At 71.0% G+C, this 25,955-nt stretch carries 24 protein-coding genes and 1 riboswitch; of the genes, 19 read left to right on the forward strand and 5 right to left on the reverse strand.

The window, feature by feature from the left end:
• Positions 1-7 precede the first annotated feature (7 nt).
• Complete coding sequence (locus ACFU9P_RS10560) at positions 8-1,255, forward strand: Ig-like domain-containing protein (protein ID WP_376385000.1); 1,248 nt, start codon at positions 8-10, stop codon at positions 1,253-1,255.
• A 133-nt stretch (positions 1,256-1,388) separates the two neighbouring features.
• Here ACFU9P_RS10560 and ACFU9P_RS10565 read toward each other — a convergent pair whose 3' ends face one another.
• Positions 1,389-1,790, reverse strand: a complete 402-nt coding sequence (locus tag ACFU9P_RS10565) for a hypothetical protein (RefSeq protein ID WP_376385003.1) — start codon at positions 1,788-1,790, stop codon at positions 1,389-1,391.
• Between the two features lie 205 nt (positions 1,791-1,995).
• Here ACFU9P_RS10565 and ACFU9P_RS10570 point away from each other — a divergent pair, with 205 nt between their 5' ends.
• The 6 genes from ACFU9P_RS10570 to ACFU9P_RS10595 all read left to right on the forward strand — a co-directional run bounded on the left by ACFU9P_RS10570 (position 1,996) and on the right by ACFU9P_RS10595 (position 9,329).
• Complete coding sequence (locus ACFU9P_RS10570; protein ID WP_046505280.1) at positions 1,996-2,616, forward strand: heme-copper oxidase subunit III; 621 nt, start codon at positions 1,996-1,998, stop codon at positions 2,614-2,616.
• Positions 2,617-2,687: 71 nt separating this feature from the next.
• Positions 2,688-3,497, forward strand: coding sequence for a c-type cytochrome (locus tag ACFU9P_RS10575; protein ID WP_376385006.1), 810 nt, complete (start codon positions 2,688-2,690; stop codon positions 3,495-3,497).
• Positions 3,494-4,540, forward strand: a complete 1,047-nt coding sequence (locus ACFU9P_RS10580; protein ID WP_376385009.1) for a Rieske 2Fe-2S domain-containing protein — start codon at positions 3,494-3,496, stop codon at positions 4,538-4,540. The genes ACFU9P_RS10575 and ACFU9P_RS10580 overlap by 4 nt, the downstream gene beginning before the upstream one ends.
• A complete protein-coding gene (locus ACFU9P_RS10585) occupies positions 4,537-6,213 on the forward strand; it encodes a cytochrome bc complex cytochrome b subunit (RefSeq protein WP_384078587.1) in 1,677 nt (558 codons plus the stop codon). Before ACFU9P_RS10580 ends, ACFU9P_RS10585 begins: the two co-directional genes overlap by 4 nt.
• A 249-nt stretch (positions 6,214-6,462) precedes the next feature.
• Entirely contained in the window at positions 6,463-7,533 is a 1,071-nt protein-coding gene (gene trpD / locus ACFU9P_RS10590; RefSeq protein ID WP_384078589.1) for an anthranilate phosphoribosyltransferase, read from the forward strand.
• A gap of 255 nt (positions 7,534-7,788) precedes the next feature.
• A riboswitch (SAM riboswitch) is annotated at positions 7,789-7,906 on the forward strand.
• Between the two features lie 34 nt (positions 7,907-7,940).
• Positions 7,941-9,329 (forward strand): aminotransferase class V-fold PLP-dependent enzyme, encoded by a 1,389-nt coding sequence (locus ACFU9P_RS10595; protein WP_384078591.1) that lies wholly within the window; start codon positions 7,941-7,943, stop codon positions 9,327-9,329.
• Positions 9,330-9,372: 43 nt separating this feature from the next.
• Here the strand turns inward: ACFU9P_RS10595 and ACFU9P_RS10600 are convergent, their stop codons facing one another.
• A complete protein-coding gene (locus ACFU9P_RS10600; protein WP_046505295.1) occupies positions 9,373-9,654 on the reverse strand; it encodes an Lrp/AsnC family transcriptional regulator in 282 nt (93 codons plus the stop codon).
• Complete coding sequence (locus tag ACFU9P_RS10605; protein ID WP_384078593.1) at positions 9,651-10,325, reverse strand: rhomboid family intramembrane serine protease; 675 nt, start codon at positions 10,323-10,325, stop codon at positions 9,651-9,653. Before ACFU9P_RS10605 ends, ACFU9P_RS10600 begins: the two co-directional genes overlap by 4 nt.
• Positions 10,326-10,546: 221 nt before the next feature.
• On the opposite strand from ACFU9P_RS10605, the gene ACFU9P_RS10610 reads away from it, so the two are divergent.
• The 5 genes from ACFU9P_RS10610 (at position 10,547) to ACFU9P_RS10630 (ending at position 16,126) form a co-directional block, all read left to right on the forward strand.
• On the forward strand, positions 10,547-10,789 hold the full coding sequence (locus ACFU9P_RS10610; protein WP_046505306.1) for a hypothetical protein: 243 nt from the start codon (positions 10,547-10,549) through the stop codon (positions 10,787-10,789).
• Positions 10,790-10,822: 33 nt separating this feature from the next.
• Complete coding sequence (locus tag ACFU9P_RS10615; RefSeq protein WP_376385075.1) at positions 10,823-12,187, forward strand: NYN domain-containing protein; 1,365 nt, start codon at positions 10,823-10,825, stop codon at positions 12,185-12,187.
• 319 nt (positions 12,188-12,506) lie between these two features.
• On the forward strand, positions 12,507-13,529 hold the full coding sequence (locus ACFU9P_RS10620; protein ID WP_376385026.1) for an NlpC/P60 family protein: 1,023 nt from the start codon (positions 12,507-12,509) through the stop codon (positions 13,527-13,529).
• 267 nt (positions 13,530-13,796) lie between these two features.
• Positions 13,797-14,834, forward strand: coding sequence for an NlpC/P60 family protein (locus tag ACFU9P_RS10625; protein WP_376385028.1), 1,038 nt, complete (start codon positions 13,797-13,799; stop codon positions 14,832-14,834).
• 98 nt (positions 14,835-14,932) lie between these two features.
• On the forward strand, positions 14,933-16,126 hold the full coding sequence (locus tag ACFU9P_RS10630) for a hypothetical protein (RefSeq protein WP_384078948.1): 1,194 nt from the start codon (positions 14,933-14,935) through the stop codon (positions 16,124-16,126).
• Here the strand turns inward: ACFU9P_RS10630 and ACFU9P_RS10635 are convergent.
• On the reverse strand, positions 16,083-17,345 hold the full coding sequence (locus ACFU9P_RS10635; RefSeq protein ID WP_384078596.1) for a glycosyltransferase 87 family protein: 1,263 nt from the start codon (positions 17,343-17,345) through the stop codon (positions 16,083-16,085). The genes ACFU9P_RS10630 and ACFU9P_RS10635 overlap by 44 nt on opposite strands.
• Before the next feature lie 154 nt (positions 17,346-17,499).
• On the opposite strand from ACFU9P_RS10635, the gene ACFU9P_RS10640 reads away from it, so the two are divergent.
• Positions 17,500-18,654 carry a glycosyltransferase family 4 protein gene (locus tag ACFU9P_RS10640; protein ID WP_384078598.1) on the forward strand — a complete coding sequence of 385 codons (1,155 nt, stop codon included), beginning with the start codon at positions 17,500-17,502 and terminating at the stop codon, positions 18,652-18,654.
• Positions 18,655-18,750: 96 nt separating this feature from the next.
• Here ACFU9P_RS10640 and ACFU9P_RS10645 read toward each other — a convergent pair whose 3' ends face one another.
• Entirely contained in the window at positions 18,751-20,547 is a 1,797-nt protein-coding gene (locus tag ACFU9P_RS10645; RefSeq protein WP_384078600.1) for an AMP-dependent synthetase/ligase, read from the reverse strand.
• 241 nt (positions 20,548-20,788) lie between these two features.
• On the opposite strand from ACFU9P_RS10645, the gene ACFU9P_RS10650 reads away from it, so the two are divergent.
• From ACFU9P_RS10650 to ACFU9P_RS10675, 6 genes are all read left to right on the forward strand, one after another.
• On the forward strand, positions 20,789-21,556 hold the full coding sequence (locus tag ACFU9P_RS10650) for a metallophosphoesterase (RefSeq protein WP_384078951.1): 768 nt from the start codon (positions 20,789-20,791) through the stop codon (positions 21,554-21,556).
• Between the two features lie 56 nt (positions 21,557-21,612).
• Positions 21,613-22,062, forward strand: coding sequence for an SRPBCC family protein (locus tag ACFU9P_RS10655; protein WP_376385040.1), 450 nt, complete (start codon positions 21,613-21,615; stop codon positions 22,060-22,062).
• A gap of 4 nt (positions 22,063-22,066) precedes the next feature.
• Positions 22,067-23,275: an ArsA family ATPase gene (locus ACFU9P_RS10660; protein ID WP_384078602.1), complete on the forward strand. Its 1,209-nt coding sequence runs from the start codon at positions 22,067-22,069 to the stop codon at positions 23,273-23,275.
• A gap of 267 nt (positions 23,276-23,542) precedes the next feature.
• Positions 23,543-24,052 (forward strand): DUF5304 domain-containing protein, encoded by a 510-nt coding sequence (locus tag ACFU9P_RS10665; RefSeq protein WP_384078604.1) that lies wholly within the window; start codon positions 23,543-23,545, stop codon positions 24,050-24,052.
• A 65-nt stretch (positions 24,053-24,117) separates the two neighbouring features.
• On the forward strand, positions 24,118-25,059 hold the full coding sequence (locus ACFU9P_RS10670; RefSeq protein WP_376385048.1) for an ROK family glucokinase: 942 nt from the start codon (positions 24,118-24,120) through the stop codon (positions 25,057-25,059).
• A gap of 133 nt (positions 25,060-25,192) precedes the next feature.
• Positions 25,193-25,948: an endonuclease/exonuclease/phosphatase family protein gene (locus ACFU9P_RS10675; protein WP_376385050.1), complete on the forward strand. Its 756-nt coding sequence runs from the start codon at positions 25,193-25,195 to the stop codon at positions 25,946-25,948.
• Positions 25,949-25,955: the final 7 nt, after the last annotated feature.

Consider the following 25,955-nt stretch of genomic DNA (forward strand, 5'->3'; position numbering starts at 1 on the left):
TGTGCTCATGAACCACACGCCACGTCTGCGCGCCGTCCTCACCTGCACTCTGCTGGTCGTGTCCCTAGGGGCGAGCGCGACCGCGTGCGGTGACGACGGGCCGCACCCGCTCTCCGGGAAGCCGCGCGAAGCCGCCCCGGGGAAGATCGTCTTCAGCACGCCCGCGGGCGCAGCGAAGGTCGATCCCAACAAGCCGCTCGAAGTCACCGCCAAGGGTGAGCGGATCACGGACGTCAACGCCGTCGACAAGGCGGGCCACTATCTGGCGGGTGAACTCACCGCCGACGGGCTGCGCTGGCACTCCACGGCACCGCTGGCGGCCGGCTCCCGCTACACCGTCAGGGTCGCCACCGAGAACAAGAAGGGCAAACCCGGTGCGCGGACCCTCACCTTCGAGACCCTCCCGGCCAAGCGGACCCTGTCGGTCGAATTCGGCCCAGACAAGGGCGAGTACGGGGTGGGGCAGCCCATCACCGCCACGCTCAGCCAGCCGATCACCAACAAGAAGGCCCGGGATGTCATCGAGCGGTCGCTGAAGGTCCGCTCCAATCCCCCCGCCGAGGAGGGCGCCTGGTACTGGGTCGACGACGAGGAACTCCACTACCGCCCCAAGGAGTACTGGCCCGCCAACGGCAAGATCACCGCGTTCAGCACCCTCCAGGGTGTGAAGATCAGCGACAAGCTGTACGGCGGCCAGGTCAAGCCCCTCCAACTCACCACCGGCGACCGGGTCGAGGCCATCGTCGACGCCAGCTCGCACTACATGACGCTGTACCGCAACGGCGAAGAGGTCACCAGCATCCCGGTGACCACGGGCAAGCCCGGCTACTCCACCCGTAACGGCATCAAGGTCATCCTGGGCAAGGAGTACTTCGTACGGATGCGGGGCACCAGCGTCGGCATCGGCGGCGGTGAGGGTTACGACCTGCCGGTGTACTGGGCGACCCGGGTCACCTGGAGCGGTGAGTACGTCCACGCCGCGCCCTGGTCGGTGGGCTCACAGGGATCCGCGAACGTCAGCCACGGCTGTGTCGGCATGTCCACCGGCAACGCCGCCTGGTTCTTCGAGAACGTGCAGGAGGGCGATCTCGTCCAGGTGATCAACAGCGCCGGTGACTACATGGAGGACTTCGGCAACGGCTTCGGCGACTGGAACGTCGACTGGGAGGACTGGCGCAAGGGCAGTGTCCTGCTGGCCGGGGTGAGAGAGGGCACCAGCCCCGCCGACCCGGCCCGCCTCCGCCCCCTGGTCTGACCCCGGCTCCGTACCGTACGACCGCCTCGCACGGCGTCCTCGTACACCTGGGTACACCCGGGCCCCGCTGCCACTGCGGCGGCGGGGCCCGGTTCCGTACGGTGTGCTCGGCGCGGCCGCGCGCCCGGGCGGCTCAGGCGTTGATGGCCAGCCTCTGGCGGAGCAGGGCGGCCAGGGCGTCCGCGAAGCCGACCGGCTCGACCGGCAGGGTCACCGCGGCGTCCGCGCGGCTCCAGGTGGCCAGCCAGGCGTCCTGCGGGCGGCCCATGAGCAGCAGCACGGGCGGGCAGTGGAAGATCTCGTCCTTGATCTGCCGGCACACGCCCATACCGCCCGCCGGGACCGTCTCGCCGTCCAGTACACAGACGTCGATTCCGCCCCTGTCGAGCTGTTCGAGGACCGCGGGCAGGGTCGCGCACTCCACGAATTCGACGGGCGGCACATCGGCGGCCGGCCGGCGTCCCGCTGCCAGCCTGACCTGCTCGCGGGTGTTCGCGTCGTCGCTGTAGACCAGCACCGTGGCGGTCGGCTGCATTGTTCCTCCGTGACATCAGTGTCTGCGAGGCTTCAGGGCTCCATTGCCATGAACCGATGCGCGGATGCTACTCCGTCGGACAGCGAGTCAGCACGGGTACGGACAGCCTTCACCGGCCTTCGCCGACCCGTTCGAGCTGGGCACACGTCCACGGACACACCGAACGGCACCCCCCGGAGTCAGCGCGGGATAAGCGACCGACATAATGTCGGTCGTGGCGACAGCAACGACAGTAGAAACCGGGCACGCGCACCCGTCGGTCAACCGGCCGAACCTCACCAGCGTCGGAACCATCATTTGGCTGAGTTCCGAGCTGATGTTCTTCGCGGCCCTCTTCGCGATGTACTTCACCCTGCGATCGGTGATGGGCGCGGCGCACTGGAAAGAGATGGCGTCGCACCTGAACATCCCGTTCTCGGCGACGAACACCACGATCCTGGTGCTCTCCTCCCTCACCTGCCAGCTCGGCGTCTTCGCCGCGGAGCGGGGCGATGTGAAGAAGCTCCGCTCCTGGTTCGTGGTCACGTTCGTGATGGGCGCGATCTTCATCGGCGGTCAGGTCTTCGAGTACACCGAGCTTCTGAAGAAGGACGGCCTCTCGCTGTCCTCCGACCCGTACGGCTCGGTGTTCTACCTGACGACCGGCTTCCACGGTCTGCATGTGACGGGAGGTCTCATCGCGTTCCTGCTGGTCCTGGGCAGGACCTACGCGGCCAAGAGGTTCACCCACGAGCAAGCGACCGCCGCCATCGTCGTGTCCTATTACTGGCACTTCGTCGATGTCGTCTGGATCGGCCTTTTCGCCACCATCTACTTGATCAAGTAGCCGGGCACCGCGCCCGGAGCGCACACAATCCAGCAACACCGACGCAGAAGATCCTGACACCGGGGTAATCCGTGAAAAAGCTCTCCGCACGACGACGCCATCCGCTGGCGGCGGTCGTCGTCCTACTCCTCGCGCTGGCGGCCACCGGGGGGCTGTACGCCGCGTTCGCGCCCGCGGGCAAGGCACAGGCTGACGAGACCGCCCAGTCCCTCGCCATCGAGGAGGGCAAGAAGCTCTACACCGTCGGCTGCTCAAGCTGCCACGGAACCGGCGGTCAGGGCAGCAGCGACGGCCCGCCCCTGGTCGGCGTCGGCGCCGCGGCCGTGGACTTCCAGGTCGGCACCGGCCGGATGCCCGCGCAGCAGCCCGGCGCACAGGTGCCGAAGAAGAAGGTCATCTACTCGCAGGCCGAGATCGACCAGCTCGCCGCGTATGTCGCCTCCCTCGGCGCCGGTCCTGCGATCCCGACCAAGGAGCAGTACAGCCCCGCGGGCGCGGACATCGCCAAGGGCGGCGACCTGTTCCGTACCAACTGCACCCAGTGCCACAACTTCACCGGCGAGGGTGGCGCCCTGACACACGGCAAGACGGCACCGAGTCTCGCGGGCGCGAGTCCGAAGCACATCTACGAGGCCATGCAGACCGGCCCGCAGAACATGCCTTCGTTCCCCGACTCGACGATGCCTGAGCAGCAGAAGAAGGACATCATCGCGTACATCCAGACGGTGAACGGAGAGAAGGCCGAGAGCCCCGGAGGCCTCAAGCTGGGCGGCCTCGGCCCGGTCAGCGAAGGTCTGTTCGGCTGGATCTTCGGTCTGGGTGTCCTGATCGCAGCCGCCGTCTGGGTCGCGGCCCACACCGCTAAGGCCAAGAAGTCATGAGTAGCCAAGAAGAGTTTCCCGAAGAGAACCTGCCGAGCGAGCGGGGCGGCGCGGTGGAGCCCGGGGGCGACCCGTTCGCCGACCCCGGTCTGCCGGCCCACCGGCCGCGGATGCAGGACATCGACGAGCGCGCGGCCAAGCGGTCCGAGCGCACGGTCGCCCTGCTGTTCGTGCTGTCGATGGTGGCGACCGTCGCGTTCATCGCCTCGTTCGTGGCCTTCCCGGTCAGCAAGATCGTCTATGTCTGGCCGCTGGGGCACGTCAGCATCCTGCACCTCTCCCTGGGCGTGACCCTGGGCGTGGCGCTGTTCTGCATCGGCGCCGGCGCGGTCCACTGGGCCCGTACGCTGATGTCGGACGTCGAGACCGCGGACGAGCGGCACCCCATCGAGGCGCCGCCCGAGGTCAAGGCCAAGGTCCTCAAGGACTTCGCGGCCGGTGCCGAGGAGTCGGCCTTCGGCCGCCGCAAGCTGATCCGCAACACGATGTTCGGCGCGATGGCGCTGGTGCCGCTCGCCGGTGTGGTGCTGCTGCGCGATCTGGGCCCGCTGCCCGAGAAGAAGCTGCGCTCCACGCTGTGGGCCAAGGGCAAGCAGCTCATCAACATGAACACCAACCAGCCGCTGCGCCCCGAGGACATCGTCGTCGGCTCCCTCACCTTCGCCATGCCCGAGGGCCTGGAGGAGCACGCTGAGGACTTCCAGAAGCAGATCGCCAAGGCGGCCCTGATGATCGTCAGGATCCAGCCGGACGAGATCAAGGACAAGCGCGAACTCGACTGGTCGCACCAGGGGATCGTGGCGTTCTCGAAGATCTGCACCCATGTCGGCTGTCCGATCAGCCTGTACGAGCAGCAGACGCACCATGTGCTCTGCCCGTGCCACCAGTCCACCTTCGACCTCTCCGACGGCGCCCGCGTCATCTTCGGCCCGGCCGGTCACGCCCTTCCGCAGCTCCGGATCGGTGTGAACGCCGAGGGCAACCTCGAAGCGCTCGGCGACTTCGACGAGCCCGTCGGTCCTGCCTTCTGGGAGCGCGGATGAGTACCAGCACTGCTTCTTCGGACGACAAGAACCGCAGGGCCCCCGCAGGTGAGCGGGTCGCCGACTGGGCGGACGGCCGGCTGGGGATCTATTCCCTGGCCAAGGCCAATATGCGGAAGATCTTCCCGGACCACTGGTCCTTCATGCTCGGTGAGATCTCCCTCTACAGCTTCATCATCATCATCCTCACCGGTGTGTATCTGACGCTGTTCTTCCACCCCTCGATGAACGAGGTGGTGTACCACGGCAGTTACGTACCGCTCCAGGGTGTGCGGATGTCCGAGGCGTACGCCTCGACGGTGGACATCAGCTTCGATGTCCGCGGCGGTCTGCTGATCCGGCAGATCCACCACTGGGCCGCGCTGATCTTCCTCGCGGCCATGCTGGTGCACATGATGCGCGTCTTCTTCACGGGCGCGTTCCGCAAGCCGCGTGAGATCAACTGGCTGTTCGGCTTCCTGCTGTTCGTGCTGGGCATGTTCACCGGGTTCACCGGCTACTCGCTCCCGGACGACCTGCTCTCCGGTACCGGTGTGCGCTTCATGCAGGGCGCGATCCTGTCGGTGCCGGTGGTCGGGACGTATCTCTCGATGTTCCTGTTCGGCGGGGAGTTCCCCGGCGGCGACTTCGTGGCCCGGTTCTACTCGGTCCATATCCTGCTGCTGCCCGGCATCATGCTGGGCCTGGTCGTGGCCCATCTGATCCTGGTCTTCTACCACAAGCACACCCAGTTCGCGGGTCCCGGACGTACGAACACGAACGTCGTGGGCATGCCGCTGCTGCCGGTCTACATGGCCAAGGCCGGAGGCTTCTTCTTCCTGGTCTTCGGGCTGATCGCGATCGTCTCGGCCATCGCCACGATCAACCCGATCTGGGCGCTCGGTCCGTACCGCCCCGACCAGGTGTCCACCGGAGCCCAGCCCGACTGGTACATGGGCTTCTCCGAAGGGCTCATCCGTGTGATGCCCGGCTGGGAGATCAACTTCCTGGGGCACACGCTTGTCCTGGGTGTGTTCATCCCGCTGGTGATCTTCCCGCTGGTGCTGGTCGCGATCGCGGTCTACCCGTTCATCGAGGGCTGGGTCACCCGCGATCCCCGCGAGCACCACATCCTGGACCGGCCACGCAACGCACCGACCCGTACGGCCTTCGGTGTGGCCTGGCTGACCTGGTACTTCATCCTGCTCGTCGGTGGCGGCAACGACCTGTGGGCGACGCACTTCCATCTGTCGATCAACGCGATCACCTGGTTCGTCCGGGTCGCCTTCTTCGTCGGACCGGTTGTCGCCTTCGTCGTCACCAAGCGGATCTGTCTGGGGCTCCAGCGACGCGACGCCGAGAAGGTGCTGCACGGACGCGAGTCCGGGATCATCAAGCGGCTGCCGCACGGTGAGTTCATCGAGGTGCACACCCCGCTGGACCAGGCCGATCTGCACCGGCTGACCGCGCACGACCAGCACAAGCCGGCCGAGATCGGCCCGCCGGTCGACGAGAACGGCGTACGGCGCAAGGTCGGCCCCGCGGAGAAGCTCCGAGTGAAGCTCAGCAAGGGCTACTACGGCGAGGGCAGCCAGATCCCCAAGCCGACCGCCGAGGAGTACAACGAGATCGCGGCCGCGCACGGCCACGGGCACGGGCACGAGGAGATCACCACGGGCCACGGCAAGCACTGATCCGGCCGTAACAGGTCGCCACCACCGAGGGCCCCGGCCCGGTCTCCCGCGAGGGAACCGGCCGGGGCCCTCGGCGTGCGTGGGCGGGCGGACGTACGGGGTGTGTGCGCCTACGAGGTGTGCGTACGAGGTGTGCCCGGGCGCGTCCGTACTCCGGTCACTCGTGCCTGCGGCCCTGGCTCCGCCGATACGCTTACGGCGGGCCCTGTACGGCCCGTACCCATCCCCGGGCACCCACCAGGAGCGAGCATGAGCGCTGTGACCCCCGTCGGAGGCGACACCGTGGCGGACCGCACCTGGCCCGGCGTGCTGAACCCGCTGCTGCGCGGCGAGAACCTGAGCCTCCAGGACACGGCGTGGGCCATGGACCGCATCATGAGCGGCGAGGCCACCGACGCGCAGATCGCCGGGTTCGCGGTGGCGCTGCGGGCGAAGGGCGAGACGGTGGAGGAGGTCTCGGGCCTCGTACGCACCATGTACGCGCACGCCAACACCATTGAGGTGCCGGGCCGTACGGTCGACATCGTCGGTACGGGCGGGGATCTCGCCAAGACCGTCAATATCTCCACGATGGCGGCGATCGTGGTGGCGGGCACCGGTGCCAAGGTCGTCAAGCACGGCAACCGCGCGGCCTCGTCCGCGAGCGGGGCCTCGGACGTCCTGGAGAAGCTCGGCGTCAACCTGGAGCTGACCCCGCAGCGGGTCGTGGAGGTCGCCGAGGAAGCGGGGATCACCTTCTGCTTCGCGGTGAAGTTCCACCCGGCGCTGCGGTACGCGGCCAAGGCCCGCAAGGAACTCGGCGCGCAGACCACCTTCAATGTGCTGGGTCCGCTGACCAATCCGGCGCGGGTCGGGTCCCAGGCGGTGGGCGTCGCGGATCTGCGGATGGCGCCGATCGTGGCGGGGGTGCTCGCCGAGCGCGGCAACTCGTCGTTGGTCTTCCGCGGTGACGACGGCCTGGACGAGCTGACGACGACCGCGACGTCCCGGGTGTGGGTGGTACGGGACGGCAAGGTCACCGAGGAGTCCTTCGACCCGCGTGATGTGGGCCTGGACCTGGTGCCGATCGAGGCGCTGCGGGGCGCGGACGCGTCGTACAACGCGGATGTCGCCCGCCGGCTGCTGGCCGGCGAGCCGGGCCCGGTCCGCGACGCGGTCCTGCTGAACGCGGCGGCGGCACTGGTGGCGCTTGATCCCACGGGGGAGGCGCTGGCGGTGCAGTTGGGGGCGGGGATGGCGAGGGCGGCGGAAGCGGTGGACTCGGGCGAGGCGAGGCGGACGCTGGAGCGGTGGGTGGAGGCAAGCAACACGGGCGCCTGAGCGGCGGGCGGCGGCCCGTTCGTCCTCAATCGCCGGACGGGCTGCTGTGCTGTGTCCTCAATCGCCGGACAGGCTGCTGTGTTGTGTCCTCAATCGCCGGACGGGCTTGTTTTTGCTGGGCGGCACCAGTTGCGCACCCGGGTGCGGGCAAATCCAGCCCGTCCGGCGTTTGAGGACGGAACCGCTTACGCCAGCGCGTCCCGGATCGCGGACGCAGGCGCACCCGCGTGGACGTTGTGGCATACTCCTCGACCAGGTCATGAGCGACAGCGATTACGGCCCCGGCTCGCTGTCCGGCAACCCTCCGTCCGTGGCGGGGTGCCCCGGGTGAAGACCAGGCCGTGGGCAGCGAGGTCCGCGGCAAGCGCGGGCCCTTTGGGGTCCTGGTCCCCAAGGGAGCCGTTTCCGTGAGCCCGAATGCCGTCAGCACGACCGCCGCCGCCCCCCTTCCCGTTCTCGGGCGTGATGTCACCGTGCCGCTGGTCACCGGTGGCGAAGTCACCTACGCCGCGCTCGACTACGCGGCCAGCGCCCCCGCGCTCCAGCGGGTCTGGGACGATGTCGCCGCGTACGCCCCGTACTACGGCAGTGTGCACCGCGGCGCCGGGTATCTTTCGCAGCTCTCCACCGACCTGTTCGAGAACAGCCGCCGCACCGTCGCGGAGTTCCTCGGCTGCCGCCCCGACGACCAGGTCGTCTTCACCCGCTCGACCACCGACTCGCTGAATCTGCTCGCGGCCGTACTCCCCGCCGGCTGCGAGGTGTTCGTCTTCGAGACCGAGCACCACGCCTCCCTGCTGCCCTGGCGGGACGCCCGCGCCGGGGACGCCGGGATCAGCTATCTCAACGCCCCGCGCACCCCCGACGAGGCCGTTGCCACCCTGGAACGGGCGCTCGCGCGGCGGGACTCGCGGCGTCCGGCGCTGGTGTGTGTCACCGGCGCCTCCAATGTCACCGGCGAGCTGTGGCCCGTACGGGAACTGGCCGCCGCCGCGCACGCCCATGGCGCCCGGATCGTCCTCGACGCCGCGCAACTCGCCCCGCACCACCGCGTGGACATCGCCGCGCTGGACGTCGACTGGGTCGCCTTCTCCGGGCACAAGCTGTACGCGCCGTTCGGCTCCGGGGTCCTCGCGGGCCGCGCCGACTGGCTGCGGGACGCCGAACCGTATCTCGCGGGCGGCGGCGCCAGCCGTACGGTGGCGCGCAGGGCCGACGGCGGGGTCGACGTCGAGTGGCACACCACGGCCGCCCGGCACGAGGCCGGTTCGCCGAATGTGATCGGGGCGTACGCGATCGCCTCCGCCTGCAAGGCGCTCACCGAGGCGGGCTTCGACACGCTCGTCGAGCGCGAGCAGCAGCTCATCGACCGGGTGCGCTCGGGTCTCGCGGAGGTGCCCGAGGTCAGGGTGCTGTCGCTGTTCGGGGACGACGCCCCGCGTGTGGGCGTTCTGTCGTTCGTGGTCGAGGGCTGGAACAGCTCGCACTTCGCCGCCGCGCTCTCCGCGGAGTACGGCATCGGCGTACGGGACGGGCTGTTCTGCGCCCACCCGCTGGTGCGGACCCTGCTGGGGACGGACCCGCAGGACCCGGGGGAGTGCGGCGCCCCGGAGGCGGAGCCGGGCGAGCGCTCGCTCAACGCGATCCGGGTGAGCTTCGGCGCCGGAACCCCGGACGAGCACGTGGACCGCTTCGTCCGCGCCGTACGGGAGCTGGTGAACGACGGGGCGCGCTGGAACTACCGTACGGAGGACGGCCGTTGCGTCCCCGACCGGTCCGGAGCGCCGGCGGCGTAACGACCGTACGGGCGCACAAACCCCCGCGCCGCCGCCGGACTGGCTAGGCGTCGAGGCCGATCGCGAACGCCGCTTCCAGGTCGTGCTGCGAGTACGTACGGAACGCCACATGCGTGTCCGTGGCCTCGACGCCCTCGATCTTGCTGATCCTGCCGGGGATCACATCCGCCAGATCGTCGTGCCTGGCCACCCGCACCATGGCGATCAGGTCGTACGTACCGGTGACCGAGAAGACCTCGCTGACGCTGTCCAGCGCGGCGATGGCCTCCGCGATCTCGGGGATCCGGTCCACGCTGGTCTTGATGAGCACGATCGCGGTGATCACGGCTGACGTTCTCCCTCGGTGGCCGCGGTGTGGTCTCCCACTGTATCGGTACGCCAGTACCGCACCCAGGTGTAGAGGAAGCCCTCGCCGAAGCCCACCAGGTGCGTCAGATACGCGACGCCCGGCCCCGAACTCGCGCCCCGCGCCGCCAGCCACTGGAGCGCGAACCAGAAGATCAGCACCATCCAGGCGGGGAAGCGCAGCGGCAGGAAGAACAGGAACGGGAAGAGGCTGGTGACCCGGGTCTTCGGGAAGAGGAAGAGAAAGGCGCCGAGCACTCCCGAGATCGCACCCGAGGCGCCCACCAGGGTCTGGTGCGAGGCCGCGTTGGCCAGCGCGTACGCCAGCAGCGCGAGACAGCCGACGCCGAGGTAGAAGAGCAGGAAGTGGATCCGGCCCATCCGCTCCTCCGCCATCGTGCCGAAGACGAACAGGAACAGCATGTTCCCGAGCAGATGCAGCCAGCTACCGTGCACGAACAGCGCGGTCAGTGGACTGAGCAGGGCGCGCGGCGAGGCGCTCAGCAGCTCGACGGGGACGACACCCCATTGTTCGAAATAGGCGCTCTGGGCGGCGAGCCGCGCTTCTCCCGTTCCGTACGCGGGATTGAAGCCCGAGGCCGGGCTGAACAGGAAAGCCAGACAGCAGAGCCCGATCAGTGTGTAGGTCACCGCTGGTCCGCCGGCCGTCGTCCGCCACGTATTCACTGACAGAGCATGGCGTACCGGGACTGACCGGTACAGAGCGCCTCGCCGCTCCCTGGGGTGCCCGCGAGGCCGTAGGGTTGCAGGGAGTACATCCGCTGTTCGACGGCGCACCACGGACGACGGCGCGAGGGGCAGCGGGACCGCACGACCGGAACGAACGGGACGACGTGAAAGAGGGCGCACTGATGACGACGGTTCCCCGGCCGACGGCAGCCACCCGGTGGCGCTGCACCCTGTGCGGCAATCTCACGCGCTTCGACGTGACACGGTCGTCCAAGGCCGTGGAGTACGTCCATCTGGACCTGGCGGGGGAACCGACGGTCGAGGAGCGCGAGGTGGTCAGTGAGACCATCGAGTCGGTGCGGTGCCGGTGGTGCAACGCGGTGGATCAGATCGAACTGGTGGACAGGCCGGGCGCCGGTTCCTGAGGGAGCCGCCCGAAAGGGTATGGGGTGACGGATGTGGAGCAGGGCGCAAGCGGTGCGGAGCCGGCCGGCGCGGCCGGCGGTGACGCCGCGGAGGCGCTCGACCGCCCGCTCCCGGACGGGGTACGGCGCCGGGTCATCGCGCTGGTCTCGGACGCCTTCGGCGGTCTGACCCTCACCGAACTCCCCACGCAGTTGCGGCAGTACGCCCGGTTCACCCCGAACCGGCGGGCGAAGTTCGCGGGCAACGCGATGGCGGCGGCCCTGGAGAGCGATCCGCTGTTCCGGCAGCGGATCGGCGAGCGCATCAGCCAGTCCCAGCCGGAGCTGGCCGGGGCGCTGGAGTCGGGATCGCCGCCCGCCGCCGCGGACCCGGTGGACGTCGCGGCGGCCGCGTATGTGCTCAGGCCCCCCGGATGGGTGAAGTTGGTGGCCGCGGCGGGCGAGGAGGCCCAGCGCGCGGACGCCGAGCGCGCCGACGAGGAGGCCCGGCGCGAGCTGGAGCGGCTGCGCGAGGAACTGGCCGTCGCGCGGGCGTTGACGAAGAGCGAGACCGAGCGGCTGCGTACGGAGCTGGAGACGGCCCGCAGGGAGGCCGAGGCGCTCCACCGCAAACTGCGCAGCGCCCAGAGCGATGTGAAGCGGGGCGAGGCCGCGCTGCGCCGTATCCAGGCGGAGACCGAGACGGTCAGGGCCGAGGCCGCCGCGCAGGTGTCGGCCGCCGAGAGCGAGACCCGCCGGGTCAAGGCACGGCTCGCCGAGGCGGAGGCGTCGGTCGAGGCGAGCCGCAGGGCCGCCCGCGAGGGCCGCTCGGTGGAGGACATGCGGCTGCGGCTGCTGCTGGACACCGTGCTGGAGTCGGCGCAGGGGCTGCGGCGCGAGCTGGCGCTGCCGCCCGCCACCGGGCGCCCCGCCGACACGGTGGACGCGGTGGAGCCCGGCCGTATGTCGCCCAAGGACGTCGCGGCCCGCGCGCTGTCCGAGACCGATCCGGCACTGCTCGATCAATTGCTGTCGCTGCCGCAGTCACATCTGATCGTGGACGGCTACAACGTCACCAAGACCGGCTATCCGACGATGCCGTTGGAGAAGCAGCGGCTGCGGCTGCTGGGCGGGCTCGCCATGCTCGCGGCGCAGTCGGGCGCGGAGACGACCTGTGTCTTCGACGGCGCGGAGCTGGCGGCCCCGGTGCTGCTGGCGCCGCCGCGCGGGGTGCGGGTGCTGTTCTCCAAACCCGGTGTGACGGCGGACGAGTTGATCCGCCAGCTCGTCAGGGCGGAGCCGCCGGGACGGCCGGTGGTGGTGGTCTCCACCGACCGTGAGGTCGCCGACGGGGTGGCGCGGGCCGGGGCCAGGCCCGTCGCGTCCGCCTTGTTGCTGAAGCGGCTTTCGCGCGTCTAGTCAACTTGTGAGGCTTATGACCGAATTGGTCATATCTTCATGGGGCGCAGCGTCAAATGTCCATCACTGTCTGTGGACTGTCTGTAAATTATGCGCGTCGTGATGGAGATTTTCCTCGTGAGGATTTGAACTGATCACAAGAAGGTCACTATGGTCAGGCGTCGAACCTTCGCGCGGTTGATCACCCACCCGGGGTGACAGCGAAGGAACCGCCGATTTCATGCAGTTCAGCCCAGTTGGCAGGGGTGTGGAACGTATGGAGCCGGGGCCTGTGTCCCCGAGGCCCGGTAGGCGGCTGAGGAAGAAGGAGCTCGCCTCCGTGGCGTCCCACCGTCGTCCCAAGCAGCCGAGCCGCGCCCGTGTGACCGTGCTCACCGCGACCGCTGCCGCCGCTGTCGCTCTGACCGCCCAGGCCGCTCAGGCCGCCCCGCAGCCGAGCAAGAGCGACGTCAAGGAGAAGGTCGACAAGCTCTACGAGGACGCGGAGAAGGCCACCGAGAAGTACAACGGGGCCAAGGAGGCACAGGGCAAGCTCGAAAAGCAGGTCGACGCCCTCCAGGACAAGGTCGCCCGCGGCCAGGACGAGCTGAACGACCTGCGCGACAGCCTCGGTTCGATGGCCAGCGCCCAGTACCGCACCGGTGGTATCGACCCCTCCGTACAGCTCTTCCTCTCGTCCGACCCGGACAGCTATCTGGAGGGCGCGTCCACGCTCGACCAGGTCAGCGCCAAGCAGGCCGACTCGCTCCAGCAGATCCAGGAGAAGCAGCGGTCCCTCGCGCAGCAGCGCAAGGAGGCCCAGGCCAAGGTCCAGGACCTCGCTGAGACCCGCAAGGAACTCGGTACGAAGAAGGCCGAGGTCCAGGAGAAGCTCGCCGCCGCGCAGAAGCTCCTCAACACGCTCACCGAGCAGGAGCGTGCCTCGCTCGCCGCCGAGGAATCCCGCTCCAGCCGCGCCACCTCCCGCGCGGACCTCGGCAATTCGGTGCCCGCCTCGCAGCGCGCCTCGGCCGCGTTCGCCGCCGCGCAGAGCAAGATCGGCACGCCGTACGTCTACGGCGCCTCCGGCCCCAGCTCCTTCGACTGCTCCGGGCTGACCTCCTGGGCGTACGCCCAGGCCGGGGTCTCCATACCCCGGACCTCCGAGGCCCAGGCCGGCGCCGGTACCCGCATCGGGATGAGCCAGCTCCAGCAGGGCGACCTCGTTCTCTTCTACGGAGACCTGCACCACGTCGGCTTCTACGCCGGCAACGGACAGGTGCTGCACGCGCCGAAGCCGGGTGCGAGCGTGCGGTACGAGTCGATCAACAACATGCCGTTCCAGTTCGGCGTCCGTATCTGAGGCACCACCGCATCTGACGCACCGCTGCCCCCGCCGGCGTCCGTGACGCCGCCCATTCGGGCGAATTCCGGTGCGCTCCGCTGACACCACGCCCCGCCGATGACCTGTGGTCTACGGCGGGGCGCCGCTTTGTGTGCCCGGGGCGGTCGTTGGCCGCTCCGTGGCCGTCCGGCTACTGTCTGCTCCCGCGGCTCCGGCCAGTGGTCCGCCCGCCGGGCGGCCGGGGGGCCGCGTCAGTGCGTACAGCGGAAGGAAGTGCGGCTTCCTGTGGTGTCCCATCGCCGTCCCTCACAGTCCGGTCCCGGCCCCGCCTCGCGCGGCAGCGCGGCGGTGGCCCTGTCCGCCGCCGCGGCCACGGCGGCCGTGGCGCTCGGAGCGGCCCCGGCGGGCGCCGACCCGGGGCAGACGCCCGAGGAGGTACGGGCCACGGTCGACCGGCTCTACGAGGAGGCCGAGAAGGCGACCGAGCTGTACAACAGGGCGACGGAACGGGCGGACCGGCTGCGGACGCTGGTGGACCGGGCCCGGGACAGCGCGGCGCGCGGCCAGGAACAGGTCAACCGGATGCGCGGAGCGCTCGGTTCGGTCGCCGGCGCGCAGTACCGCTCCGGCGGGCTCGATCCGGCGCTCGCCCTGCTGCTCTCCTCCGACCCCGACAGCTATCTCGACAAGGCGTCCTTACTGGAACGGGTCGGCGCCCGCCAGTCCGGCGCCCTGACCGAACTCAAGCGCGCCCAGCGCAGGCTGGGACAGGTACGGGCGGAAGCCGCCCACGATCTCGCCGAACTGGAGCGCAGCCGGGCCGTCGTCGCCCGGCACAAGCACACCGTCGAACGCAAACTCGCCCAGGCGCGGCGGCTGTTGAACTCCCTGCCCGCCGCCGACCGGGAGTCCTACGCACGCGCCTCCCGCTCCGGCCGTGACGGACTGCCCGTGCTCTCCGGCGCGGGACCGGCCTCGGGGCGCGCCTCGGCGGCGTTTCTCGCGGCGCAGCGGGCCGTCGGCCGGCCGTACGTCTGGGGCGCCAACGGGCCTTCCGGCTTCGACTGCTCGGGCCTCACCCAGTGGTCGTACGCGCAGGCGGGCGTCGGTCTGCCCCGCACCTCCCAGGCGCAGCGGTACGCGGGCCGCCAGGTCTCCCTCTCCGAGGCGCGCCCCGGCGATCTGGTGGCCTACCGCGACGACGCCAGCCATATCGCGATGTACGCGGGCAACGGCCAGGTGATCCACGCCCCGTACCCGGGCGCGGCGGTGCGCTACGACCCGGTGGGCATGATGCCGGTCTCGTCGGTCACCCGGGTCTGACGGGCCCCGGCCCGCACCAGGCACCTCGTACCATCGGCGCTGTGGCAGGTCGGGCGGCGTGGGGCGTGGTGGGACGGTGGACGGCCGTCGTGCTGCTCATGCTGTCCGGGTGGGGGTGTACGGCGCCGGCCGAGGGGGCCGACCGTACCGCCCGGGAGACGGCCCGGGAGATCACCGCCACTCTGGACCGCCGGGCCGCGGCCGTCATGGACCGGGACGAGCGGGCCTATCTCGCGGTCATCGACCCCTCCGCGACCGCGCTGCGGGCCGCCGGGCGGCGGGAGTTCGGGAACCTCGCCGAGGTGCCGCTCGGGTCCTGGACGTACCGGCTCACCGATGTCGAACGCTCCGGCGACCGGGCCACCGTCCGCGCCGAGCTGCGCCACCGGATCGCGGGCTACGACAGCGCGCCGGTCTCGGAGCCGCGCACGCTGGAGCTGCGGGAGCGCGCGGGGCAGTGGTACGTGACCGCCGACCGGCCGGGCGAGGGGAGCGGCGCCCAGCAGCTCTGGCAGCAGGGTCCGGTACGGGCCGTACGCGGCGCGCGCAGCCTCGTCCTCGGGGTCGGCCAGGACGACGCCCGGCTGCGGGCGATCGCGGATGCCGCCGACGCGGCCGTGCCCGCCGTCACGGACGCCTGGCCGGGCGGCTGGGCCCGCCGGGAGGTCCTGCTCGTGCCGGCCTCGTCCGAGGCCATGGCGCGGCTCCTGGGCGCCTCCAAGGACGCCTACCGGGACATCGCCGCGGTCACCACGGGCATCTCCGCCGACGGCACCGGCACGCAAGGCGCCTCGCCCGCCGACCGGGTCGTCGTCAACCCGACGGCGTACGACACCCTCGGCGCCTTCGGACAGCATGTCGTCCTCACCCACGAGACCACCCATGTGGCGACCCGCGCGGCCACCTCCGCCGCCACCCCGCTCTGGCTCTCCGAGGGCTTCGCGGACTGGGCCGCGTACCGGGGGACGGACCGTACGGCCGAGCAGATCGCACCCGAACTCCAGCGCGCCGTGCGCGACGGCGACACCCCCGCCGCGCTGCCCTCCGACGAGGACTTCGCCTTCGGCGCCGGTGCGGACCGGCTGGCCGGGGCGTACGAGGGCGGCTGGCTGGCCTGCGAGCTGATCGCCGGGCGCTGGGGCGAGCGGAAGCTGACCGACTTCTACCGCGCGGTCGGTGCCCATGACGGGCGCGACGGCGCCGTGGAGGACGCCCTGCACACGGTCCTGGCCACGACCCCGGAGGACTTCACCGCGCGCTGGCGCGACTATCTTCGGCAGCGGCTGGGCTGACCGGCTCGCCGTCCGCCCGCGCTCCCGGCCGGGGTACGGTCCCGCGCCACAGCCGGCGGCAGGCGATCAGGCTGGCGGCGACCAGCAGCCCGTTCCGTACGAACAGCAGCGCCACGCCCACCGGATCGCCCGCCACCACATGCGAGAACAGCAGCGGGAATTCGAGCAGGGTGACCGCCGTCGCCGCCAGCACCAGCCACGCGGGCACCGCCATCCGGGAGGAGCGCGGCACGAGGCAGACCGCGGCCAGACCGACCAGCCAGAGCATGTACTGCGGGCTGATCACCCGGCTCGTGGTGGTGAACAGCAGCACCGCCACGAAGGCCGCCTCGCCGGGCGTGCCGGGACCGTACGCGCGCGCCCGCAGCCGCCAGACGAGCAGCCAGCAGAGGGCGAGCGCGGTCAGCCCCATCGCGGCCGTGCTGACCAGCCGTACATACGGCCCGACGAACTCCACGGAACCGTAGTTGAGCAGCACCTTGCCGTCCCAGCCGTGGTGCCGTGCCACCTGGAAGACCAGGGCACCCAGCGACTCGATCTCGGTGCCCCGGTCCCGCTGGAAGGTGAGAAACGCCAGCGCGCCCGGCATCGCCACGCAGCAGGCCACGATCAGCGCGGTCCCGGTGACGGCCGCCGAGGTCCAGGCACGGCGGGTGGTACGGCCGCGCGGGGTGCCCGCCAGCAGCAGCGCCGGCCAGACCTTCAGCAGCGCCCCGAACCCGGCCAGCGCGCCCATCGTGCGCGGTCTGCGCACGCCCGCGAGCAGCCCGGCGACGGCCACCGCCGTCACCATCAGGTCGTACCGCGCGTACGAGGTCGGCCCCAGCAGCGGCACCCCCGCCACCCACAGCCACGCCCCCCGGAGCGACCGGTCAGCGCCCCGGGCGGCCCGCAGCAACAGCGCGAGGACCACCGCGTCGCAGAGGAACGCCAGCACGAAGAACGCGGCGGCATAGCCGAGGAACGGCAGGACGGCGGGGGAGAGGATCGCGAGGGCCGCGGCGGGCGGGTACTGCCAGGTGACATCGTCCAGCGGGTACGTGCCGGTCTTCAGCACCTCGTACCAGCCCTGGTAGATCACCGACACATCGCCGGTCACATCGGGGCCCGGCACGGTGAACACCTTGAAGACGGAGAGCAGCAGGACGGCCCTGGTGAGGGCCCACACCGCGACAAGGACGGTGACAGGGGGGCGCCGAGTGCCGCGCGTGCCCGCCATGACCACCCCGTCCGGTTGCCGGCTGTTCCTGCCGTTCGTGCGATTTACCGCTGGTTTCTTCCCGATCGCGGGAGTCATGATGCCGGGCGGGGCCGGGGCCGATCCATGAGGCGGGGCCGTTGGACGCGGGCGGTGGCGAGTACTGTCGGCGGCGATGCACAAGACACTGATCGTGACCAACGACTTTCCGCCGCGGCCCGGGGGCATCCAGGCGTTCCTGCACAACATGGCGCTCCGGCTGGACCCCGAGCGGCTCGTCGTCTACGCGTCGACGTGGAAGCGGGGCCGGGAGGGCGCGGAGGCGACCGCGGCGTTCGACGCCGAGCAGCCGTTCACGGTCGTACGGGACCGTACGACCATGCTCCTGCCGACCCCGCGCGTGACCCGGCGGGCGGCCGGGCTGCTGCGGGAGCACGGCTGCGAGTCCGTGTGGTTCGGCGCGGCGGCGCCGCTCGGGCTGATGGCCCCGGCGCTGCGGAAGGCCGGCGCGCGGCGCCTGGTCGCCACGACGCACGGGCATGAGGCGGGCTGGGCGCAGCTTCCCGCCGCGCGGGGGCTGCTGCGGCGGATCGGCGACTCCACGGACACGCTCACGTATCTCGGCGAGTACACCCGCTCGCGGATCGCGGGCGCGCTCTCCGCGGAGGCGGCCGCGCGGATGACGCGGCTGGCGCCCGGCGTCGACGAGAAGACCTTCCACCCGGACTCGGGCGGCGCCGCGGTACGGGAGCGGCTCGGGCTGGCGGACCGGCCCGTCGTGGTCTGTGTCTCCCGGCTGGTGCCGCGCAAGGGCCAGGACACGCTGATCCGCGCGCTGCCCGCGATCCTGGCGCGGGTGCCGGACACGGTCCTGCTGATCGTGGGCGGCGGGCCGTACGAGGGGGAGCTGCGGAAGCTGGCGGCGGAGACGGGGGTGGCCGGGTCCGTGCGCTTCACGGGCGCGGTCCCCTGGGCCGACCTCCCCGCCCACTTCGGCGCGGGCGACGTCTTCGCGATGCCCTGCCGGACGCGACGCGGCGGCCTCGACGTGGAGGGCCTCGGCATCGTCTACCTGGAGGCCTCGGCCACGGGCCTCCCGGTCGTCGCCGGCGACTCCGGCGGCGCGCCTGACGCGGTCCTGGACGGCGAAACGGGCTGGGTGGTCCCCGGCGCCCCGCCGGAGCTGGCAGCGTCAGAATCGGCGGACCGCATCGTCACGCTCCTGGAGGACGAGGCGCTACGCCGCCGCATGGGGGAGCGGGGCCGCACATGGGTGGAAGAAACCTGGCGCTGGGACGACCTGGCCTCGAACCTGCGAGCGCTGCTGTAGCGGCGCATTTCGAGCCCGTCCGGCGATTGAGGACACAGCACAGCCAGCCCGTCCGGCGATTGAGGACACGGCCCGGCAGCGCGTCCGGTGCCCGCTTCAGCGCTGGTAAATCGCTTCGATCTCGTCCGCGAAGTCCTTCGCCACCGCATTCCTCTTCAGCTTCAGCGACGGCGTGATATGCCCCGCCTCCTCCGTGAACTGCCTCGTCAGAATGCGGAACTTCCGTACCGACTCCGCCTTCGACACCGCCGCATTCCCCTCGTCCACCGCCCGCTGCACCTCCGCCAGCAGTTCCGGGTCCAGCCGGAGCGTCGCCGCCGTGGACCCCGTCGGCTTGTTGTGGTCCCTCGCCCAGCGCGCCAGGAACTCCTCGTCCAGGGTGATCAGCGCGCCCACGAACGGCCGGCCGTCGCCGACGACCATGCATTCGGAGATCAGCGCGTGCGCGCGGATGCGGTCTTCGATGACGGCCGGCGCGACGTTCTTGCCGCCCGCGGTGACCAGGATCTCCTTCTTGCGGCCGGTGATCGTGAGGTAGCCGTCCTCGTCCAGCGTGCCGATGTCACCCGTGTGGAACCAGCCGTCGGCCAGCGCCTCCGCCGTGGCCGCCTCGTTGTTCCAGTACCCCGTGAAGAGGTGCTCGCCGTGGAGGAGGACCTCGCCGTCGTCGGCGATACGGATCACCGAGCCCGGCAGGGGCTGGCCGACCGTGCCGATCTTCTGGCGGTCCCAGGGGTTGAAGGCCGTCGCCGCGCAGGACTCCGTGAGCCCGTACCCCTCCAGGACCGTGAAGCCGATGCCCCGGAAGAAGTGGCCCAGACGCTCACCCAGCGGGGCGCCGCCGGAGATCGCGTACTCCCCGCGCCCGCCGAGCACCGCGCGTAGCTTCCCGTAAACAAGCCGGTCGAAGACCCAGTGCCGGACCCGCAGACCGAGGGACGGGCCGCGCGGAGTGGAGAGCGCCTTGCTGTACGCGATCGCCGTCTGCGCCGCCCGGTCGAAGATCCGGCCCTTGCCGGCCGCCTGCGCGGTGGCGCGCGCCGAGTTGTAGACCTTCTCGAAGACCCGGGGCACGCCCAGGATCAGCGTCGGCCGGAAGGAGGCCAGCTCCTCCGGCAGGTTCTTGATGTCCGGTACGCAGCCCAGCTTGATCGGCGCCATCACCGCCGCCACCTCGACCAGCCGCCCGAAGACATGCGCGGCCGGGAGGAACAGCAGCACCGAGCACTCGCCCGTACGGAACAGCGGCTTCAGCCGCTCCACCGCGTTCCCGCACTCCGCGAAGAAGCTGCGGTGCGTCAGCACACACCCCTTGGGGCGGCCGGTGGTGCCCGACGTGTAGACGATCGTCGCCGGATCGTCGGCCTTCGCCGTCGCCGCGCGCTCGTCGACCACCGCGTCCGGCACGTCCGCGCCCGCCTCGGTCAGCGTCCGGACGCCGTCCCGGTCGATCTCCCAGACATCCCGCAGATCCGGCAGCGCGTGCCGGACCGAGTCCACCGCCTCGCCGTGCGCGTCGCTCTCCACGATCACCGCGACCGCGCCCGAGTCACCGAGGATCCACTGCACCTGCTCGGCCGAACTCGTCTCGTACACCGGCACGGTGACCGCCCCCGCGCTCCAGATCGCGAAGTCGAGGAGCACCCACTCGAAGCGGGTACGCGACATCAGCGCGACCCGTTCGCCGGGCCGGATGCCCGACGCGATCAGGCCCTTGGCGACGGCCCGCACCTCGGCCAGGAACTGGGTGGCGGTGACATCGGTCCACTCGCCCGCCACCTTGCGGCCGAGGACCGCCACATCGGGATACTGAGCGGCATTGCGGCGGATGAGATCCGTCAGATTGCCGTCCGCGGGGACCTCGTACAGGGCCGGAAGGCTGAACTCGCGCAAGACTGCTGCTCCTCATCGGGCGCCGACGCCACGTGGCGAGCACGACTGGACTGCCCGGACGTTACCCACCGGTACTGACTTACGCATAGGGGGTCCCGGCCAGATGTTCCCTGCGTCACACGTAAAAAGACGGTACTGCGCGCACAGTAGTCCACACCTCTGACACCACGGAAGGAACCGCAGGTCCGGCCCCCTCTATCGGGTGGGGGAAGCCCGTTCTAGGGTGATCGCCATGCCAGGTATGCGAGTCAATGTGATCAGTGATGTGCATGGGAACACCCAGGGCCTGCTGACCGCCGGCGAAGGCGCCGACGCCCTGATCTGCCTCGGTGACCTGGTGCTCTTCCTGGACTACGCGGACCATTCGCGCGGTATCTTCCCCGATCTCTTCGGTGTCCGGAACGCCGACCGGATCGTCGAACTGCGTACCGCCCGCCGCTTCGAAGAGGCCCGTGACCTGGGCCGGAAGCTGTGGGACGGGCTCGCTCTCGATCCCGCCGAGGCCATCGAGGGCGCGGTGCGCCGCCAGTACGCCGAGATGTTCGCCGCGTTTCCCACCCCGACGTACGCCACCTACGGCAATGTCGACATACCGGCACTCTGGCCCGAGTACGCGCAAGCGGGCACCACCGTCCTCGACGGCGAACGGGTCGAACTGGGCGGTTGGGTCTTCGGTTTCGTCGGCGGCGGCCTGCGCACCCCCATGCGCACCCCGTACGAGATCTCCGACGAGGAGTACGCGGCGAAGGTCGAGGCGCTCGGCGAGGTCGACGTCCTCTGCTCGCACATCCCGCCCGACGTGCCGGAGCTGACGTACGACATCGTCCCCCGCCGGTTCGAACGCGGCAGCCGTGCCCTGCTGGACGCCATCCGGCGGACCAGACCGCGCTACGCCCTCTTCGGCCATGTCCACCAGCCGCTCGCCCGCCGGATGCGCGTCGGCTCCACGGAGTGCGTGAATGTCGGTCACTTCGCCGCGACCGGGCGCCCGTGGGCCCTGGAATGGTGACCCGCGCACTCGCGATAGCCTGCACACCGCGTATCCAGTACCGGAGGAGCACGGCGATGGCGGAACACACCAGTTCGAGCATCACGATCGAGGCGGCACCGGCCGATGTCATGGGCGTGATCGCCGACTTCACCCGCTATCCGGAGTGGACGGGCGAGGTGAAGGAGGCCGAGGTGCTGGCCACCGACGGGCACGGCCGCGCCCAGCAGGTCAGGCTCGTGCTGGACGCCGGAGCCATCAAGGACGACCACACCCTCGCCTACACCTGGACCGGCGGGAACGAGGTGAGCTGGACCCTGGTGAAGTCCCAGATGCTGCGCGCCCTCGACGGCTCGTACCACCTGGTGCCCCTGGGCGGCGGCGCCCGTACCGAAGTCACCTACCGGCTGACCGTCGACGTCAAGATCCCCATGCTCGGCATGATCAAGCGCAAGGCGGAGAAGGTCATCATCGACCGCGCGCTCGCGGGCCTGAAGAAGCGCGTCGAATCCACCCCCGGAGCCTGATCCGGTGCGTACGGTCCTGGTCACCGGTCCCGGCGGGGCAGGCCGTACGACCATCGCCGCGGCGACCGCGCTGGCCGCCGCCCGGCGCGGCGGGCGCGTCCTGCTGCTCTCCGCCGACCCGCTCGACACCCTGCTCGGCATACCGGTGGGCTCCAGGCCCACCGGCGCGGGCGACGGCCTGTGGGCCGCCCGTATCGACTCCGGCGAGCACTTCCGTGACGAACTGCTCGCCTTCCAGGAGCGGGCCGCCACCGCCCTCGATCTGCTCGGCGCCCGCCGGCTGGCCGGCGAGGAACTCACCGAACTGCCCGGCAGCGACCAGTTCGCCCTCCTCCACGCGGTACGCCGGGCCGCCGCCGGCGACTGGGACGTCCTGGTCGTCGATCTGCCGCCGCTGCGGGACGCGCTGGCCGTGCTCGCCCTGCCCGAGCAGCTCCGCCGCTATCTGCGCCGGCTGCTGCCCCGCGAACGGCAGGCCGCCCGCGCGCTGCGCCCGATGATGGCCCAGCTCGCCGGCGTACCGATGCCCGCGCAGTGGCTGTACGAGACGGCCGCCCGGCGGGACGCGGAGCTGGCCGCCGTCCAGGCGGTGATCCAGGACCCGGCGACGACCGTACGGCTGGTCGCGGAGCCGGGGCCGGCCGCGGCGGAGGCGCTGCGGGTGGCGCGCACCGGGCTCGCGCTGTACGGGCTGCGGGCCGACGCGCTCGTACCCAACCGGATCCTGCCCGCCGAGGCGGCCGGACCCTGGCTCGCGACACTGGTCGCGCAGCAGCGGAAGTGCCTGGACGAGTGGTACGAGGAGTGGGCGCCCGGGGCGGCGCTGTGCCCGGTGGGGCACCTGGGACGGGACCCGTACGGCCCGGACGATCTCGCGCGGCTCGGCGAGGGCACCGGAGACTTCGAGGGCTTCGCGGATCTGGCCGCCGGGCTCGGTGAACCAGGCGTGGGTGCTGGTGAGTGGCCCGTCGAGGACCGGCTCGCGGAGGACGGTCTGCTCGTGTGGTGCGTACCCCTGCCCGGGGCGGTCAAGAGCGAGCTGTCCCTGATCCGCCGGGATGACGAACTCCTGCTCACCGTCGGGCCGTTCCGCCGTATCGTGCCCCTGCCGTCCGCGCTGCGCCGCTGCACGGTGACGGGTGCGGCCCTGACGGACGGCGTGCTGCGGGTGAGATTCACCCCGGACCCCGCCCTGTGGCCCCGTACGCCCTGAACGTCTTCCGGCGAGCAAGTCCTGTCTCCCGCCTGCTTCGCGACGCCCGGCACGCGCATCTGCTGCGTTGTCGGGATCGTCCGAGTACGCCCAGTACGAGGACGACCCTCCGCCTTGCATCTGCACGCACCGAACGCCGCAAAGCCCGCCCTGCGGGCGAACGGCGGGAGACAGGACTTGCTCGCCGGGCGTTCGGGTACCGTCGAAGGTACGAACCCCTTCCGCTGCGCATGGCGGAAGGCCTCTGCCTCTGACGCAGGAGTCTCCATGAGCGATGCCACCGAGCGCCCCGCCACCGACTCGGACGCCTGGGCCGCGGCATGCGCCGAGGATCTGGAGGCGGAGCGGGCCCGCCGCCGCGCGGAATACGGTCCGCCGCCCGTCTCCGCCGCCGAGGAGCTGCGCAAGCTGGTCGACGCCGTCGCCGACCGGGTCTCCGCGCTGCCGGGTCCCCTGTTCGGCATCGCCGCGCAGGGCGCCGTACAGCAGTTCATCAACCAGGCCAAGGCCGTCGTCGAGCCGGTCATCGAGCGGAACCCGGGTGTCTTCGGCCATCTCGCAGCCGCGGGCAACGAACTCCTCGCCGCCTACCGCTCCGCGGTCGAGACCGAGGAGGGCCGCTGGACCCGCGACTCTTCCTCGGCGCCGACGGCGCCATCCACCGGAGCGCCCTCGCCGCTCGCCAAGGACGCCCCTTACGACACGAAGAAGTCCGACGACCCCACGGACCCCAGGGACGAAGGACCTGGTCCGAGCGGCCACATCGACCTGGACTGACTGCCCGGAGCCCGCCCTCGGGTACGGTTGACCACAGCGGGGCTCGACCGAAAACTGAGGGACACATGGGACTCACCATCGGCGTCGACATCGGCGGCACGAAGATCGCGGCGGGCGTGGTCGACGAAGAGGGCACCATCCTGGAGACGCACAAGGTGCCCACGCCGCCGACCGCCGAAGGCATCGTGGACGCGATCTGCACCGCCGTCTCGGGTGCCGGCCGGGGACACCAGATCGAGGCGGTCGGTATCGGGGCCGCCGGGTACGTCGACGACAAGCGGGCCACCGTCCTGTTCGCGCCCAACATCAACTGGCGCCACGAACCGCTCAAGGACAAGGTCGAGCAGCGGGTCGGGCTGCCGGTCGTCGTGGAGAACGACGCCAACGCGGCGGCCTGGGGCGAGTACCGCTTCGGCGCCGGGCAGGGCCACGACGACGTCATCTGCATCACACTCGGCACCGGGCTCGGCGGCGGCATCATCATCGGCAACAAGCTGCGCCGCGGACGCTTCGGTGTGGCCGCGGAGTTCGGGCACATCCGGGTGGTGCCGGACGGTCTGCTGTGCGGCTGCGGGAGCCAGGGCTGCTGGGAGCAGTACGCGTCGGGGCGCGCCCTCGTCCGGTACGCCAGGCAGCGCGCCAACGCGACGCCGGAGAACGCGGAGATCCTGCTCGGCCTCGGCACCGGCACCCCGGACGGCATCGAGGGCCGGCACATCAGCGCCGCCGCCCGCGCCGGTGACCCGGTGGCCGTCGACTCCTTCCGGGAGCTGGCCCGTTGGGCGGGCGCCGGGCTCGCCGATCTGGCCTCGCTCTTCGACCCGTCGGCCTTTATCGTCGGCGGCGGTGTCTCGGACGAGGGCGAACTGGTCCTCGACCCGATCCGCAAGTCCTTCAGGCGCTGGCTGATCGGCGGCGAATGGCGCCCGCACGCGCAGGTCCTGGCGGCCCAACTGGGCGGCGAGGCGGGCCTGGTGGGCGCCGCGGACCTGGCCCGCCAGGGCTGACCCCGGCGCGCTGGACGGGCTGACCCGGCCCGTCCGGCGATTGAGGACACAACACAGAGCCCGTCCGGCGCTTGACGACGAACCGGCAGCCGGGCGGGCCCGGTGAAGTACTGCGGTCCCGTATCTTGAGGGGATGGCGATGTCCCCGTTGCCCGACTCCCTTACCGAGCCGGACGGTTCGGCCGTGATCCGGGTGCTCAGTTACAACATCCGCTCCATGCGTGACGACCGCGAGGCGCTGGCCCGGGTCATCCGGGCCTGTGCTCCCGATCTGGTCTTCATCCAGGAAGCGCCCCGCTTCTTCCGCTGGCGCAAACGGGCCGCCTGGCTGGCCGCCCGGACCGATCTCGTCGTCCTCAGCGGCGGCGCCACCGCCTCCGGGCCGCTGCTGCTCTGCTCCCTGCGCGCCACCGTCGAGCGGACCGAGGACATCCTGCTGCCGCTCACCCCGGGTCTGCACCGGCGCGGCTTCGCGACCGCGGTGGTACGGATCGGACAGGCCCGGCTCGGCGTGCTGAGCTGCCATCTCAGCCTGCGGCCCGACGAGCGGTACGCGCAGGCCGAGACGCTGCTCGACCGCCTCAAGGCCATGGACGTACCGCACGCGATCGCGGCCGGAGACCTCAACGACCGCCCCGACGGCCGGAGTTTCCGGCTGCTGGCCGGGGAACTCCAGGACTGCTGGACGGCGAAGCCCTGGGGCGACGAATACACCTCGACCCCGGACCACCCCCACCAGCGCATCGACGCGGTCTTCGCCACCGGGGGTGTGGAGGTCCTGGGCTGCGGGGTGCCCCGGGGGCTGCCGGGCATCACCGAGGCCGATCTGAGGGCGGCGACGGACCATCTTCCGGTGCTGGCCGCCCTCCGCGTACCGGCATCGTCCTGAGGCCCCT

Source organism: Streptomyces sp. NPDC057617 (genome assembly GCF_042800555.1).
In the GTDB taxonomy this organism is placed as follows: Bacteria; Actinomycetota; Actinomycetes; order Streptomycetales; family Streptomycetaceae; genus Streptomyces.